The 15488-nt window shown below is 71.4% G+C and carries 12 protein-coding genes; 8 read left to right on the top strand and 4 right to left on the bottom strand.

Annotated elements, in window-relative coordinates; all coding sequences use genetic code 11:
• Position 1: 1 nt before the first annotated feature.
• The 5 genes from MQE23_RS09445 (at position 2) to MQE23_RS09425 (ending at position 4909) form a co-directional block, all read left to right on the top strand.
• Complete coding sequence (locus MQE23_RS09445; protein ID WP_243378857.1) at positions 2 to 1132, top strand: DUF5937 family protein; 1131 nt, start codon at positions 2 to 4, stop codon at positions 1130 to 1132.
• Between the two features lie 78 nt (positions 1133 to 1210).
• On the top strand, positions 1211 to 1954 hold the full coding sequence (locus MQE23_RS09440) for a class I SAM-dependent methyltransferase (protein ID WP_243378856.1): 744 nt from the start codon (positions 1211 to 1213) through the stop codon (positions 1952 to 1954).
• Between the two features lie 131 nt (positions 1955 to 2085).
• Positions 2086 to 3390: a 4-carboxymuconolactone decarboxylase gene (pcaC, locus tag MQE23_RS09435; protein ID WP_243378855.1), complete on the top strand. Its 1305-nt coding sequence runs from the start codon at positions 2086 to 2088 to the stop codon at positions 3388 to 3390.
• Positions 3391 to 3427: 37 nt separating this feature from the next.
• Positions 3428 to 4063 (top strand): MBL fold metallo-hydrolase, encoded by a 636-nt coding sequence (locus tag MQE23_RS09430; RefSeq protein ID WP_243378854.1) that lies wholly within the window; start codon positions 3428 to 3430, stop codon positions 4061 to 4063.
• A 66-nt stretch (positions 4064 to 4129) separates the two neighbouring features.
• Positions 4130 to 4909, top strand: coding sequence for an exodeoxyribonuclease III (locus MQE23_RS09425; protein ID WP_020277082.1), 780 nt, complete (start codon positions 4130 to 4132; stop codon positions 4907 to 4909).
• A gap of 38 nt (positions 4910 to 4947) precedes the next feature.
• Here MQE23_RS09425 and MQE23_RS09420 read toward each other — a convergent pair whose 3' ends face one another.
• On the bottom strand, positions 4948 to 6654 hold the full coding sequence (locus MQE23_RS09420; protein WP_243382553.1) for an SGNH/GDSL hydrolase family protein: 1707 nt from the start codon (positions 6652 to 6654) through the stop codon (positions 4948 to 4950).
• A 274-nt stretch (positions 6655 to 6928) separates the two neighbouring features.
• Here MQE23_RS09420 and MQE23_RS09415 point away from each other — a divergent pair, with 274 nt between their 5' ends.
• Both MQE23_RS09415 and MQE23_RS09410 read left to right on the top strand, forming a co-directional pair.
• The gene (locus MQE23_RS09415) at positions 6929 to 7336 is read left to right on the top strand and encodes a DUF6278 family protein (RefSeq protein ID WP_020277080.1); all 408 of its coding nucleotides are present in this window, start codon (positions 6929 to 6931) and stop codon (positions 7334 to 7336) included.
• A 140-nt stretch (positions 7337 to 7476) separates the two neighbouring features.
• Positions 7477 to 8220: an amino acid ABC transporter ATP-binding protein gene (locus tag MQE23_RS09410; RefSeq protein WP_020277079.1), complete on the top strand. Its 744-nt coding sequence runs from the start codon at positions 7477 to 7479 to the stop codon at positions 8218 to 8220.
• A gap of 223 nt (positions 8221 to 8443) precedes the next feature.
• Here MQE23_RS09410 and MQE23_RS09405 read toward each other — a convergent pair whose 3' ends face one another.
• Positions 8444 to 10012, bottom strand: coding sequence for a CocE/NonD family hydrolase (locus tag MQE23_RS09405; RefSeq protein WP_243378853.1), 1569 nt, complete (start codon positions 10010 to 10012; stop codon positions 8444 to 8446).
• Between the two features lie 117 nt (positions 10013 to 10129).
• A complete protein-coding gene (locus MQE23_RS09400; RefSeq protein WP_020277076.1) occupies positions 10130 to 10894 on the bottom strand; it encodes a hypothetical protein in 765 nt (254 codons plus the stop codon).
• Between the two features lie 105 nt (positions 10895 to 10999).
• Between MQE23_RS09400 and ggt the strand changes: the two genes are divergently transcribed.
• A complete protein-coding gene (gene ggt, locus MQE23_RS09395; protein WP_243378852.1) occupies positions 11000 to 12805 on the top strand; it encodes a gamma-glutamyltransferase in 1806 nt (601 codons plus the stop codon).
• 50 nt (positions 12806 to 12855) lie between these two features.
• Here the strand turns inward: ggt and MQE23_RS09390 are convergent, their stop codons facing one another.
• A complete protein-coding gene (locus tag MQE23_RS09390) occupies positions 12856 to 15387 on the bottom strand; it encodes an ATP-dependent Clp protease ATP-binding subunit (RefSeq protein WP_020277074.1) in 2532 nt (843 codons plus the stop codon).
• Between the last annotated feature and the right edge of the window lie 101 nt (positions 15388 to 15488).

Here is a 15488-nt window from a genome sequence, read left to right as displayed (position 1 = left end):
CGTGAGCATCGTCCTCGACCTCGGAGAGCTCGGCCCCGCGGACCTCACGGTCGGGCCCTCCGCGCTGTCGGAACTGATGGCGAGCCTGCACGTGCTCGCCGAGCCCGAGCACCACCCGGAGGCCGCCGGCTGGACGGCCCGGGCCGCCGCGGCGGGACCCGAGCTGCGCGACGAGTTGTCCGTGTTCGCTCCTCTGTGGGCCCGCTACCGCTGCCGCCTGTTCTTTCCGCGTACGTTGCCGCTCGCGTCGAGCCTGGACGAGGAGCTGGCGGCCATCGCGGCGCTGCCGGTCGAGGACTTCGTCGAGCTGGTGGCGCCCGGGGTCCTCGGCACCAACGCGCAGCCCGTTCCGCCGGCCCGTGAGCTGCGCGCCGGTACCGCCGCGGCGGAGGACTACGCACGCCGCTGCCTGCGCCGCTCCTATGCCCGGGGTGAGCTGGCGCGACAGTTGGTGGCGGCCCCGCTGGAGCTGCGGGACCGGCTGCTGGCGGTGCTGCGGACCGCCGACAGCGCGTTCTTCGCCGAGGACTGGCGCTCCCTGCGGCCGCCCCTGGAGGACCACGCGCGGGAGGTACGTCGCCGGCTGACGATCCTCCCCCAGCCTTCGGCCGGGGGGACTCCCGTCTCCCTCCGCTCGCCCGCGGATGTACTCGCGGAGCTGCTGCCGACCGCGGCCCGGGTCGGGCCGGGGCAACGGATACGCCTGGACAAGCTGCAGATCGACGAAGTGAAGGTGTCCCCGCGCCCCCTCGTCCTCGTCCCGTCCGCGCGGGTGTGGCCGCACCTGACGGTCAAGAACGAGCTCCCGTCGTGCGTGGTGGTGCAGTACGCGGCGCGTGGAAATGCCCCGGCCGGACAGCTGACCCTGCGGGATCTGCACCACCGGTTGATGGCGCTGACCTCGCCCGCCCGGATGGAGCTGTGCCGCCATCTGCTGGGCGAGCCCATCACCACCTCGGAGCTCGCCGCCCGCCTCGGCTCCAGCGAGCCACAGGTCTCCCGTGCCCTGCGCACCCTGCGCGAAGCGGGCCTGGTTCGCTCCACCCGAGACGGCAAACTGGTGCGGCACCGGCTCGCCACGGACGTCATCCAGCGGCTGGGCCACGACGTCCTCGCAACCGTGGCACGGTGAAGCCGAAACCGGGCGAGAAGGCTCCGGCAAGCCGATAATCGGTGGACATCGCTCGGGCCGACGGCGAAGGCTGGCGGTATGGAGCAGGAGAATCTCTGGGACGCCGATGCCGCCCGTCGCTATGACAGCCCGGGTACGGGCATGTTCGCGCCCGAGGTCCTCGGGCCGACCGTGGACCGCCTCGCGGAAATCGCGGGCGACGGAGCGGCGCTCGAGTTCGCTGTCGGCACCGGCCGGGTGGCCGTCCCGCTCGCCGAGCGGGGAGTACCGGTCGCCGGCATCGAGTTGTCGTGGCCGATGGTCGACCGACTGCGCACCAAGGCAGACGAAGCGACGATCCCCGTGGTCATCGGTGACATGACGACCTCCACGGCCCCGGGGGAGTACACGCTGGTCTACCTCGTCTACAACACCATCTCCAACCTCCTCACCCAGGCCGAGCAGGTCGAATGCTTCCGCAACGCCGCCCGCCACCTCACGTCCGGCGGCCGGTTCGTGATCGAGCTCTGGGTACCGGAGCTGCGCAAGCTGCCACCGGGGCAGGCGGCCGTGGTCTGGAACTCCGAGGCCGGTTACATCGGACTGGACACCTACGACGTTCTGAACCAGCACGTCGTCTCGCACCACTTCCGATTCGACGAGACAAGACGGGCCCAGCTGTCCCGCAGCCCGCACCGCTACATCTGGCCGGCCGAACTCGACCTGATGGCACAGCTGGCCGGATTCGAGCTGGAGAGCAGGCACGCGGACTGGACCGGCGCCGAATTCACCGCCGAGTCGCGTTCTCACGTCTCCGTCTACCGATACCGGCCGGACCACTGACTTCGTCACCACGAAACGCTGGTGTGTGAAGCCGGACGTGGAGGATCCTCGTCCGGGGGCGGATGGGGAGGTCTGGCGAGTGTCTCCGCCCCCGCTCCCGCGGAGCGTGTGTGATGTGGGAGCGTGATCGGGTGAGTCAGAAGAACGTCGAAACCCTGCAATACCGCTTTGACGGGCCGGAAGAGGCCCCCGTCCTGATCCTCGGTCCCTCACTGGGCACCACCTGGCACATGTGGGACCGCCAGGTCCCCGAGCTGATCAAGCAGTGGCGCGTCTTCCGGTTCGACCTGCCGGGGCACGGCGGCGCGCCCGCGTACCCGGCGGGCTCGGTCACCGACCTCACCACCCGGCTGCTGGCCACCCTCGAAGGGCTCGGCGTGCAGCGCTTCGGCTACGCGGGCTGTGCCCTCGGCGGCGCGGTCGGCATCGAGCTGGCCCTGCGCCACCCCGAGCGGCTCGCATCCCTCGCGCTGATCGCCGCCTCGCCGCGCTTCGGCACGGCCGACGAGTTCCGGCAGAGAGGCGTGATAGTCCGCACGAACGGCCTCGACCCCATCGCCCGTACCGCGCCCGACCGCTGGTTCACCGGCGGGTTCGCCGCCGCGCAGCCCGCGATCACCGAGTGGGCCGTGCAGATGGTGCGCACCACCGACCCCGGCTGCTACATCGCCGCCTGCGAGGCGCTCGCCTCGTTCGACGTGCGGGCCGAGCTCGGGCGGGTCGGCGTGCCGACGCTGGTCCTCGTCGGATCGGACGACCAGGTCACCGGCCCCGCCGAGGCCCGCACCCTGGTCGCCGGCATCCCGGACGCCCGCCTCGCCGTCGTCCCCGGCGCCTCCCACCTGGTGCCGGTGGAGCAGCCCGCGGCCGTCACCGACCTGCTGGTGAGGCACTTCTCCACCGCCTGGCAGCCCGCCTTCGAGACCTCCACCGGGCAGACCGCCCTGCCCGCGGCCGCCGTGAAGCCGGTCCTGTCCGCCGCCCCGGCACAGCCCCTCCAGACCGGCCCCGTAGCCGAGATCGCCCCGGTCGCGCCGCCGCAGCCCCAGGGGCGGCCCGACCCCTACGACGCCGGGCTCAAGGTCCGCCGTGAGGTGCTGGGCGACGCGCACGTCGACCGGGCGCTGGCACAGGCCGACGAGTTCTCCGGGGACTTCCAGGAGTTCATCACCCGCTACGCCTGGGGCGAGATCTGGGACCGCCCCGGCCTCGACCGGCGCACCCGCAGCTGCGTCACCCTCACCGCCCTGGTCGCCGGCGGCCACCTGGACGAGCTGGCCTTCCACACCCGCGCCGCCCTGCGCAACGGCCTCACCCCGGGCGAGATCAAGGAGGTGCTGCTCCAGGCGGCCGTCTACTGCGGCGTCCCCGCCGCGAACAGCGCGTTCAAGGTCGCCCAGCAGGTCATCCGCGAGGAGACCACGCCCCAGGAGTGAGTGAGCCCGCCGGGGAGCGCGGAGGCAGGATGGAATCATGAAGCTCACGAAGAAGTCGCACGCCTGCGTCCGCCTCGAGAAGGACGGCCGCACCCTCGTCCTCGACCCCGGCGGGTTCAGCGAGGAGGACGCCGCGCTCGGCGCGGACGCGATCCTCGTCACCCACGAGCACCCCGACCACTTCGACGAGTTCCGGCTGCGCGCCGCGATGGAGAACAACCCGGCCGCGCGGATCTGGACCCTGAAGTCCGTCGCCGAGAAGATCTCCTCGGCGTTCCCCGGCCGCGTGCACACCGTCGGCCACGGTGACACCTTCACCGCCGCCGGCTTCGAGGTCCAGGTCCACGGCGAGCTCCACGCGGTGATCCACCCGGACATCCCGCGGATCACCAACGTCGGCTTCCTCGTCGACGGCGGCAAGGTCTTCCACCCCGGCGACGCCCTCACCGTCCCCGGCCACCGGGTGGAGACGCTGATGCTCCCGGTGATGGCCCCCTGGAGCAAGATCTCGGAGGTCATCGACTACGTCCGCGAGGTGAAGCCGCAGCGCGCCTACGACATCCACGACGCCCTGCTCACCGACCTGGCCCGGCCGATCTACGACCGCCAGATCGGGCAGCTCGGCGGTTCGGAGCACCTGCGGCTGGCACCGGGGGACTCCGCCGAGGTCTGAGGCCCGAGGTCTGAGGCCCCAGGGGACCGGGCCGCGTTGTCAGACCCGCCGGGTAGGTTGTGGGACATGCGCATCGCGACCTGGAACGTGAACTCGATCACCGCCCGCCTGCCGAGGCTCCTGGCCTGGCTGGAGAGCAGCGGCACGGACGTGCTGTGCCTCCAGGAGGCCAAGGTCGCCGAGGACCAGTTCCCGGCGGAGCAGCTGCGCGAGCTGGGCTACGAGTCGGCGGTCCACGCGACCGGCCGGTGGAACGGCGTGGCGGTGCTGTCCCGCGTCGGCATCGAGGACGTCGTCAAGGGCCTGCCCGGCGACCCCGGCTTCGACGGCTCGGTGGAGCCCCGCGCCATCTCGGCGACGTGCGGCCCGCTCCGCGTCTGGTCGGTCTACGTGCCGAACGGCCGTGAGGTGGACCACCCCCACTACGCCTACAAGCTCCAGTGGTTCGAGGCCCTCAAGGCCGCCGTCGCCGGTGACGCCTCCGGCAGCCGCCCCTTCGCGGTGATGGGCGACTACAACGTGGCGCCGACGGACGACGACGTCTTCGACCGCGCCGCCTTCGAGGGCTCCACCCACGTCACCCCGGCCGAGCGTGCCGCCCTCGCCTCCCTGCGCGAGGCGGGCCTGTCCGACGTGGTCCCGCGGCCCCTGAAGTACGAGCACCCGTTCACGTACTGGGACTACCGCCAGCTCTGCTTCCCGAAGAACCGCGGCATGCGCATCGACCTGGTGTACGCGAACGCGCCGTTCACGAAGGCGGTCAAGGACGCGTACGTGGACCGCGAGGAGCGCAAGGGCAAGGGCGCGTCGGACCACGCGCCGGTCGTGGTGGACCTCGATGTGTAAGGCCTTCGCGGACATCCTCTAGAGCAGCCGCAGGTCGACTAGAGCAGCCGCAGGTCGACCGACTCCGCCAGGGCCGCCAGCCCCGCGTCGCCCGGATGCAGATGGTCCCCGCTGTCGTACGCGGGCAGGATCCGGGGCGGCCGCCCCGGGTCCCGGACCACCGCGTCGAAGTCGAGCACGCCGTCGAAGACCCCGCCGTCCCGGATCCACTCGTTCACCGCGACCCGCTCGGCGTCGACGGCGGCCGTGCAGCGCGCCTCGCCCTCGCACGGCAGGATCGTCGCCGCGAGCATCCTGATGCCCCGGGTGTGCCCGCGAGCCGCCAGCTCCCGCAGCCCGGCGATCACCTGCTCCGCAGAGGTGCCCCAGCGCATGTCGTTGATGCCCTCGAAGACGACCGCCGTCCGCGCCGACGGCTGGGCGAGGACGTCCCGGTCGAACCGGTGCAGGGCGCTCACCCCGGCCGCGTCCGTGGACACCCCGTCGCCGGGATACCGGTCGGTGACCACACGGTTGCCCGAGATGCCCTGGTTCAGCACTCCGTAGCGAGGTACCTCGCTCTGCGTCAGCAGTCGGCCGGCCAGCACGTCCGGCCACCGCCGGTTCGCGTCCGCCGTGGACTTGTCGCCGTCGGTGATCGAGTCCCCGAGCAGCACCACGGATCCGGGCCCGCCGCTCACGTCGACCCCGGCGAGCAGCGGCCAGCTGGTGATCACCGAGGTGTACGGGCCGCCGGAGGCGTCCGCCGCGTGGTCGCCCGGTCCGCTGACGTACGACCGCTGCTGCGCGAGCCGGTGCACGGGCGCCGACGCCACCGTGCCGGGCAGATGGAAGCTCACCAGCAGGTCGGCGTCCGCCGGGACGGCGAAGCCCAACGGGTCGCTGTACGCCTGGGCCCCGGCCGGGATCTCCACGCCCCGCGCACCGCCGAAGGACAGCGGCACCGGCGTCCCGCGTGCCGCCGCGCCCGACGCCCGCACGGCGACCGTCGCGCTGCCGATGCGGACCGGCGCCGCCGCGAAAGTGTTGTCGAACCGCACCCGCACCCGGGGCCCGCCCGCCGACGTGTGCACGACCAGCCGCAGCGTCCGGTCCGTCCAGGGCCCCACCGCGCCGTAGCCCCCGGCCGACGTCGTCCAGCTGCCCGTCCAGCCCCGCGTCGCGGTCCGTACCGACACCGCGAAGACGTGCAGCCCGGCCGCGCGCGGCAGCCGGACCGAGGCGACCGGGCGCCCCGGGACCAGCGGCACCGTCACGACGTACAGGCGGGCCCGCTCGGCGAGTTGACCGCCGGGCGTGTTGATGTGCGGCAGGGCCACCGCCTTCGTGGCGAGCGGCCCGGTACGCCAGTCGGGCGCGGTCAGCCGGTACCCGGAGCGCGTGCCGTTCGCATACGTGATCTCGCCCGGGCCGCCCGTCTCGGTACCGGCGGTGCCCGCCACCAGGAAGGCGAGGGCGTCGCCGCGCCCCGTGACCCGCACGTCCTGGCCGGCGGCGAGGACGTTGTCCGGCTCGCCGGGCTGCCGCCGCGGCCAGGTCAGCCGGGCCCCCTGGACGGTGAGGCCGCGGCCGGGCGTCCAGCCCGCGGCCGTGAGGTCCCGCGCGGACAGGGAGGCTCCGGCACCGTCGAAGTCGGCCCGCGCGGGCCGGCCGTCGTCGCTGACGGCGATGTTGTCGAACAGCCGCTCAAGCGGCACCGGCGCGGCCCGCCGCTCCTCGACGGCCCGCGCCGAGACCGCCGGCATCAGGGACACGCACAGGGCCAGGACGACCAGGATCCCCCGGACACATCGGCGCACGGCCGACTCCTCCCGCTCATCGACACACGACGAACCAAGACGAAACGCAGGGACGGAACAGAAGACACGACGAAAGCCGAGACGCACGACGCCTGGTGAAACTAGGGAGACTTCAGGGACCCGTCAACGAGCCGTGCGCGAACTCGGCGTGAACTCGTCAGGAACCGACGAGCCCGCGCGCCTGTGGTGCGTACGGTGGTACGAATGACACGCTGGACGTATGAACATCCCTTTCCTGGGCAACCGGCGCCGGAAGCTCGGGGTGCCCGATCCGGCAGGCATCGCGGAACTCCTCGCCGAGTGTGAACTGCTCCGTTCCCAGGCGTCCCGGGCGGGTGTCCGGCTGGACGACTCGGCGGTCTCGCTGGAGGCACTGGACCAGCTCGTGCCGCTCTGGCGGGACGACGAGGAGACCCTGACGTGGCTCGGCAACGACGCCGGGCTCTACCTGGGCACCGTCATCGTGCGCACCGTCCCGGGAGCCGCCTGGGAGATCCGGCACGACGGGCAGCCCGTCGTGCGGCTCGCCTCCGGCCGGGAGTTCGACGTCGTGGACTCCGGTCACGAGTGGGCCGCGAACGGAGTGCCCGAGCTGTCCCAGCTGTACGCGGAAGTCGCGGAGTCGTGAGCCCCATGGCCGCAACCATTGGCCCAAAGTTCGCCGTAAATACGGCTAATGATCGAAAAGTGCGTGTCGCCCGACAAGTCCGATCTTGCCTGGATACGTTGCGGCAACCACCACACAGCTGAGAGTGAGTAGGGCTGAGCATGGCCGTCGATCCGCTGATCGAGCTGCGTGACGTCAACAAGCACTTCGGGGAGCTGCATGTCCTCCAGGACATCAACCTCACCGTCGGCAGGGGGGAGGTGGTCGTGGTCATCGGCCCCTCCGGGTCGGGAAAGTCGACACTGTGCCGGGCGATCAACCGCCTGGAGACCATCGAGTCCGGGACGATCATCCTCGACGGGCAGCCGCTGCCGGAGGAGGGCAAGCCCCTCGCGCGGCTGCGCGCCGATGTCGGGATGGTCTTCCAGGCGTTCAACCTCTTCGCCCACAAGACCGTCCTCCAGAACCTCTCCCTGGGGCAGGTCAAGGTACGCGGGCGCAAGAAGGAGGACGCCGACAAGCGCTCCCGTGAACTGCTCGACCGGGTCGGCGTCGCCGACCAGGCGGACAAGTACCCGGCGCAGCTCTCCGGCGGCCAGCAGCAGCGCGTGGCCATCGCCCGAGCACTGGCCATGGAACCCAAGGCGATGCTCTTCGACGAGCCGACCTCCGCCCTCGACCCGGAGATGATCAACGAGGTGCTGGAGGTCATGAAGCAGCTGGCCCGCGAAGGCATGACCATGATCGTCGTCACGCACGAGATGGGCTTCGCCCGCTCGGCCGCCAACCGCGTCGTCTTCATGGCCGACGGCCGGATCGTCGAGGACCGCACCCCCGACGAGTTCTTCACCAACCCCACCAGCGACCGCGCCAAGGACTTCCTCTCCAAGATCCTCAAGCACTGAACGGGCAGGCACCGGACGGCTCATCGCATCGGACCTCGACTACGATGTGCCCTTCATCCCTGTCGGAGAGGGGGACTTCGCCGAATTCCGCCGATCCCGCCCGGGATGAGCAGACCGCCCGCCCGGTCCGCGGGCCATTCCCACCGGGTGCGGCCCCCACGGCCCTGTCGGCCACGGGGGCGGCGGTTCACATCGGCCAGGCTCGTCCGGCGGCAGCCGGAGATCACTGCTCGCGCAGCGGAACCGACACGTACGACGGGTCGTTCGCCGGCGAGGAGAAGGTCAGCTGCGCGCCGGACGGGTTGTGCTCGATGTAGAGCGGGTCGACCGTGTCGACGACCAGGGCGAGGCGATGCCCGGCCGGGACGTCGTAGGCCGTGGAGTACAGCTCCAGGTCGACGCCGAACGGCTTTCCGGGGGTGCGCCCGTGGAAGGTGTACGGCGCGTTGGTGACCAGCTTGCCGAGGCCGAGCGGCCCCACGTCGTACAGGTAGGCGACGAGGGTGCCGCTCTCCTTGGTCGGGGTGAGGGTCGTGTGCAACTTCGCCGTTCCGCGCACCCGTTGGGCCGTGGCGTACTTCTCCGACTGCCATACGGCGGCCCAGCGGCGGGGGATCAGGGGGATCGAGGCCATCGGGGGCAGCTGGGCCACCTGGTCGAGGATGCTGGACAGGAAGACGACTCCGCCGTCGGCCCCCGAGTTCACGTTGGTACGGATCGTGGTCGTGCCCGCGAGGGCGAGCTTCCGGTGTGTCGCGCCGGCCGACTTCCAGTCGGGGTAGCCCTCGTAGCCGCCCGCGGAGCGGGACTTGAGCTGGACGGGCTGCTCCCGGTCGATGCCGTTGTCCTCGCCCCGCAGGTAGTGGTCGAACCAGCGCTCGGTGTCCTGCCACACGTCGTTGGGCAGCCCGAACAGGCCGGTCAGCTCGGCGGTGGCGTGGTCCCCGGGCCGCATCTCCAGCCGCTTGGGGCCGGTCAGCTTCTCGTAGAAGTCGGCGTACTGGTTGGGCGGGAAGACCGTGTCGCCCCAGGCGTTGGCGAGCATGATCGCCGCGCCGTTCTTGTTGATCTGGTCGACGTAGGTCGCGGCGGAACGTTTCTTCCCCCAGGCGACGAGCTCCGGTTCCTTCGCCAGGTTGGAGGCGTAGAAGTCGTCGAAGGTCTGCCGGAGTTCGGCGCTCTGCCGGCCCGTCACCACGCTCGCGCCGTCCAGCAGGGCGGCCGCCTGGACGTGCTGGGTGCGCCCGGAGTAGATCGAGTCGATCAGGTCGGCCCAGCCGCTCAGCGAGGCGACGGCCTTGACGCGCTTGTCGTGGGCAGCGGTGATCAGGCTGATGCCGGCGCCGTAGGAGACGCCCGCCATGCCGACGTGCCCGGCGTCCGAGGGGGTGTGGGCGAGCGCCCAGTCGATGACCTTCGAGGCGTCGGCCACGTCGGGTGGGCCCGCGACTTCTATCTCGCCGCCCGACTGCCAGAAGCCGCGCACGTTGTAGGTGACGACGACGTACCCGGAGTCGGCGAGCTTCTGAGCCTGGGCCAGGTACTCGACCTGGGGCAGGCCCCAGCTCGTGGGCATGACGAGCAGCGGGTAGCGGCGGGTGCCGTCGGCGCCGGCCGGGGTGACGACGTTGGCCTTGAGGACGGTGCCGCCGTCGCCCGCGATGTCGACGAACCGGACCGGGTTCGGCGCCGCCTGTGCGGTGGGGGCGAGTCCGAGGGCGGTGCCGGCGACCAGGGTCGCCGAGACGGCGCCTACGGCGGTGGTGCGCAGGGCCTTGCGGTGGTGTCCCACGGGTCACTCCTCACTCGTGTCAGTGGCAAAGTGACCAGACGGTAACCTTGCCCCCTTACCAGTGGTAACCCGTCGGTAAGTTACGTGGCAGTAACGATTGTTGAGTAGTGGAGAACTTCAGGAGGCCCGGTGGTTTCCCCGTGGAGCCGCCGTCGCCGCGGCGGGCAGCGGGGCCTGGGCCGCGCGCGTCACGTCCGCCACCATTTCGACGACGTCCGGCCCGTACGCCTGCGAGTTGATCACCTTCAGCAGCAGCACGAACGAGTTGTTGCCGTACTTGCGGGACAGGCGCTCGTGATGGCGGGCGAGATAGCGGGTGGTGGCCTGGTTGGTGATCGACGTCTGGCCGCAGAACAGGAAGACGGGACGGGTGTGCTGGCTCCGCTCCGCCGTGAGCCGGGCGAGCAGCGCGTACTCCTCCTTGCCGTTCTCCACGCGGTAGCGCTCGGAGCCGACCAGGAACGAGCCCCGGTCCGGGCTCGGTTCGGCGTCGACGTTGACCCGCACACCGGGCAGCAGGGAGGACAGGTGCGCCGCCATCCGGCGATTGGACGCCGGGCCGCCCACGCAGAACTCGGTGCGCTCACCGAACCCCTGACGTGCCGTGTCGTGCGGAAGGATCTGGGCGTGGGCGTTGCAGTCCTTGATCAGCGCCGCGAGTTCGAGCAGCGCGAACACGTCGTAGCGCATCACGGCGAACTCGGGACCCCCGGCACCCCGGTTCACCACCAGCAGCGATTCCGAGTTGTCGGGCAGTCCGAAGAAGGCCTGCTTCCGGCGGAGCTTGCGCCTCCACAAGTAGGTGCGGGTCACCCAGCCGAGCGCGGCGCTGATGCCCGCCGCGACCACGCCCAGGACGATGTTGCGCACGTCGTCATTCATGGGCGCGCATGGTAGCGGGCCCCGACGCACCGGTGTTCGACGCCTTCCTGACGCGGCCATGGCGATGAATTAAGCTGCGCGGACGGCCTTTGACTGGAGGTGCGGATGCGTCGCCCTGTGGCACGGAATCTGACGGTCCTGGCGGTTTCGGCCGCCGTGGTGGTGTCGGTGGGAGCGGCGGCGCCACCCACCGCGCAGCGCACCGGCGGTGAGAAAACGCCCCTGGCCGTCGGCTACGGCGGTGCCGTCTCCAGCGTCGACCGGGACGCCTCCGCCGCCGGGATCGAGGTCCTGCGCAAGGGCGGCAACGCCGTCGACGCGGCCGTCGCCACGGCCGCCGCGCTCGGTGTCACCGAGCCCTACTCGGCCGGGGTCGGCGGAGGCGGCTACTTCGTCTACTACGACGCCAAGTCCCGCACGGTCCGCACCATCGACGGCCGCGAGAGAGCCCCGCTGACCGCCGACAAGAACCTGTTCGTCGAGAACGGCAAGCCCGTCCCCTTCGCCCAGGCCGTCAGCAGCGGCCTGAGCGTCGGCACCCCGGGCACGCCCGCCACCTGGCAGACGGCACTGGACAAGTGGGGCAGCAAGCCGCTCGCGAGCGTCCTGAAGCCGGCCGAGCGCCTCGCCCGTGACGGCTTCACCGTCGACGAGACCTTCCGCTCGCAGACGGCGTCCAACGAGACCCGCTTCCGCTACTTCCCGGACACCGCCGAACTGTTCCTGCCCGGCGGACGGCTCCCCGTCGTCGGCTCCACCTTCAAGAACCCCGACCTCGCCCGCACCTACGCGGAACTGGCCCGCAAGGGCGTCGGCGCCCTCTACCGCGGTGACATCGGCCGGGACATCGTCGACACGGTCAACAAGCCGCCCGTGGACCCCGCCTCGGGCTGGAACGCCCGCCCCGGCGACCTCTCCGAGAGGGACCTGGCCGCCTACCGCGCCAAGCCCCAGACACCCACCAGGTCCTCGTACCGCGGCCTCGGCGTCTACTCCATGGCGCCGTCCTCCTCCGGGGGTACGACCGTCGGCGAGGCGCTCAACATCCTGGAGCGGACCGACCTGTCGAAGGCGAGCCAGGCGCAGTACCTGCACCGCTACATCGAGGCCAGTCGGATCGCCTTCGCGGACCGGGGCCGCTGGGTGGGCGACCCGGCCTTCGAGGACGTACCGACCAGGGAACTGCTGTCGCAGCGGTTCGCCGACTCACGCGAGTGTCTGATCAAGGACGACGCGGTACTGAAGAGTCCGCTGGCGCCGGGTGATCCGCGCGATCCCGAGCGGTGTGCCTCCGGCGGTACGGCCGCTCCGACGACGTACGAGGGCGACAGTACGACGCATCTGACGGTGGCCGACAAGTGGGGGAACGTCGTCGCCTACACGCTCACCATCGAGCAGACGGGTGGCAGCGGGATCACCGTGCCGGGGCGGGGGTTCCTCCTCAACAACGAGCTGACGGACTTCTCCTTCACCCCCGCGAATCCCGCCGTGCACGACCCGAACCTGCCGGGGCCGGGGAAGCGGCCGCGGTCGTCGATCTCGCCGACGATCGTCCTCGACCGGCACGACAGGCCCGTGGTGGCGCTCGGGTCGCCCGGTGGCGCGACCATCATCACGACCGTTCTGCAGACGCTGGTCGGGTTCCTCGACCGGGGGTTGCCGCTGGTGGACGCGATCGCCGCGCCCCGGGCCAGTCAGCGCAATGCTGCGCAGACCGAGCTGGAACCGGGGCTGTACGACAACGCCGGGTTGCGGAAGCAGCTGGAGGCGATCGGGCACTCCTTCAAGCTGAACCCGGAGATCGGTGCGGCTACGGGGGTTCAGCGGTTGCCTGGTGGTAAGTGGCTCGCCGCGGCAGAGACTGTGCGACGGGGTGGTGGGTCGGCGATGGTGGTGCGGCCTGTGCGTTGAGTCCCGTCTGACGGTGCGTGGGGGCTGGTCGCGCAGTTCCCCGCGCCCCTTCAGGGCGTTGCACTCGCCTGCGTCCGGAAACTCAAGCGACCGTCCTCCACATCCACCGTCACCTGGCCGCCCTCCTCGACCCTGCTGTCCAGCAACAGTCGTGACAGCTCGTTCTCGACCTCGCGCTGGATCGTGCGGCGCAACGGGCGGGCGCCGTACTCCGGCTGGTAGCCGTGCTCGGCCAGCCATTCCACCGCTCGGTCGGTGAAGGTCACCGAGATGCCCTTGCTCTGCACGAGGGACCTGGTGCGGTCCAGCAGGAGGTTGGTGATCCGGCGCAGCTGTTCCGTGCTGAGCTGGCGGAAGACGACGATCTCGTCGATGCGGTTGAGGAACTCGGGGCGGAAGTGCTCGCGCAGGGGGCGCAGGATCTGCTCGCGCCGGGCCTCCTCGTCCGCGTCCGCGCCGCCCGACGCGAAGCCCACGGAGCCGCCCCGGCGGGTGATCGCCTCGGAGCCGAGGTTGCTGGTCATCACGATGACGGTGTTGGTGAAGTCGACCGTGCGGCCCTGGGAGTCGGTGAGGCGGCCGTCGTCGAGGACCTGGAGCAGGATGTTGAAGACGTCCGGGTGGGCCTTCTCCACCTCGTCCAGCAGAAGCAGCGAGTACGGGTGCCGGCGGACGACCTCCGTGAGCTGGCCGGCCTCCTCGTGGCCGACGTAGCCGGGCGGGGCGCCGACCAGGCGGCTGACCGTGTGCCGCTCCTGGTACTCGCTCATGTCGAGGCGGACCATGCGGTCCTCGCTGCCGAACAGGGCCTCGGCGAGCGCCCGGGCCAGCTCGGTCTTGCCGACGCCGGTCGGGCCGAGGAACAGGAAGCTGCCGATCGGCCGGTCGGGGCTGGCCAGGCCGGCGCGGGAGCGCAGCACCGCGTCCGAGACGACCCGCACGGCCTCGTCCTGGCCGACCACCCGCTCGTGCAGATGTTCCTCCAGGTGCAGCAGGCGGTCCTTCTCCTCCTGGGTGAGGCTGCTGACCGGGATGCCGGTCTGCCGGGACACCACCTCGGCGATCGCCTCGGCCCCGACGACCAGGTCCTGGCCCTCGTCGATCTCGCCGTCGCCACCGGCCTGCGCGATCCGCAGCTTCAGCTCCACGATCCGGTCGCGCAGCTGGGTGGCCTGCTCGTAGCTCTCGTCCGCGACCGCCTGGTCCTTGTCCCGGGTCAGCTGCTCCAGCTCCCGCTCCATGGCCCGTACGTCGGTTCCCTTGGTGCGGGCGCGCAGCCGGACCCGGGCACCTGCCTGGTCGATCAGGTCGATCGCCTTGTCCGGCAGCCGGCGGTCGGTGAGGTAGCGGTCGGACAGCTCCACGGCGGCGACCAGGGCCTCGTCGGTGTAGCGGACCTGGTGGTGGGCCTCGTAGCGGTCCTGGAGACCGCGCAGGATCTCGATCGCGTCGGCCGCGGTCGGTTCCGGCACCATGATCGGCTGGAAGCGGCGGGCCAGCGCCGCGTCCTTCTCGATCCGGCGGTACTCCTCCAGCGTGGTCGCCCCCACGATGTGCAGCTCGCCACGGGCGAGGGCCGGCTTGAGGATGTTGCCGGCGTCCATGGAACTGCCGTCGCCGCCACCGGCACCGGCGCCCACGACCGTGTGCAGCTCGTCGATGAAGATGATCAACTGGTCGGAGTGGGCGCGGATCTCGCCGACGATGTTGTTCATCCGCTCCTCGAAGTCACCCCGGTAGCGGGTGCCCGCGACCACGCCCGTCAGATCCAGGGCGACCACGCGGCGCCCGGTCAGCACGTCGGGCACGTCCCCCTCGGAGATGCGCTGCGCCAGTCCCTCCACGATGGCGGTCTTGCCGACGCCCGCGTCACCGATCAGCACCGGGTTGTTCTTGCCGCGGCGGGAGAGGACCTCGACGGTCTGCTCGATCTCCTGGTCCCGGCCGATCACCGGGTCGATACGGCCCTGCCGGGCCAGCTCGGTGAGGTCGCGGCCGTACTTGTCGAGGGTCGGCGTGTTCGTCGGACGCGGCCGTTCGGCCTGCGGGGCCTCGGGCGCCTCGGGGGGTTCCGAGGGGGCGAAGCGGGCCGCGTTCAGGATGTGCCCGGCGGCCGAGTCGGGGTTCGAGGCCAGGGCGCTGAGCACGTGCTCCGGTCCGATGTAGCCGTAGCCGCGGGCCCGGGCCATGTCGTGCGCGTCCAGCAGGGCGCGCTTGGCGGCCGGGGTGAGGGAGAGCGCGGTCGGCGGCGGTGCGTCGTCCGGGGTGTGCTGGGCCGGTCCCGACCGCTCGTCGATCTGCGACGCGAGCGAGTCGGGGTTCGCGCCGGCCTTGGTGAGCAGGGTCCGGGTGGGTTCGGTGGCGAGCGCCGCCCGCAAGAGGTGTTCCGTGTCGAGATCCCGGCTGCCGTGCTCGGCGGCGTACTGGGCGGCGCCGCGGACGAGCTCCCTGGCCGGCTGGCTGAGCAGCCGGCCGATGTCGATCTGCCGGGGACCGGGACGCGGTCCGCCGAAGAAGCGTGCGAGGAATTCTCCGAAGGGATCCGAGCCGTAGCCCTCCGGGCTGCTGAAGCCGCTGCTCATGGGCCTTCCGTTCCCGGCGTCCCCGGCGCGCGGGCGGGGGACGCCCTCGCTGGTCGACGTGCCGGGGTCGGGTAACCCGGGTGGCAGCCCGTTACACCTGG

It is taken from the genome of Streptomyces sp. HP-A2021 (assembly GCF_022807935.1).
Classification (GTDB): domain Bacteria; phylum Actinomycetota; class Actinomycetes; order Streptomycetales; family Streptomycetaceae; genus Streptomyces; species Streptomyces afghaniensis.
Note: the sequence above shows the minus strand (reverse complement) of the source record. Positions and strands in the feature narration are given on the sequence as shown.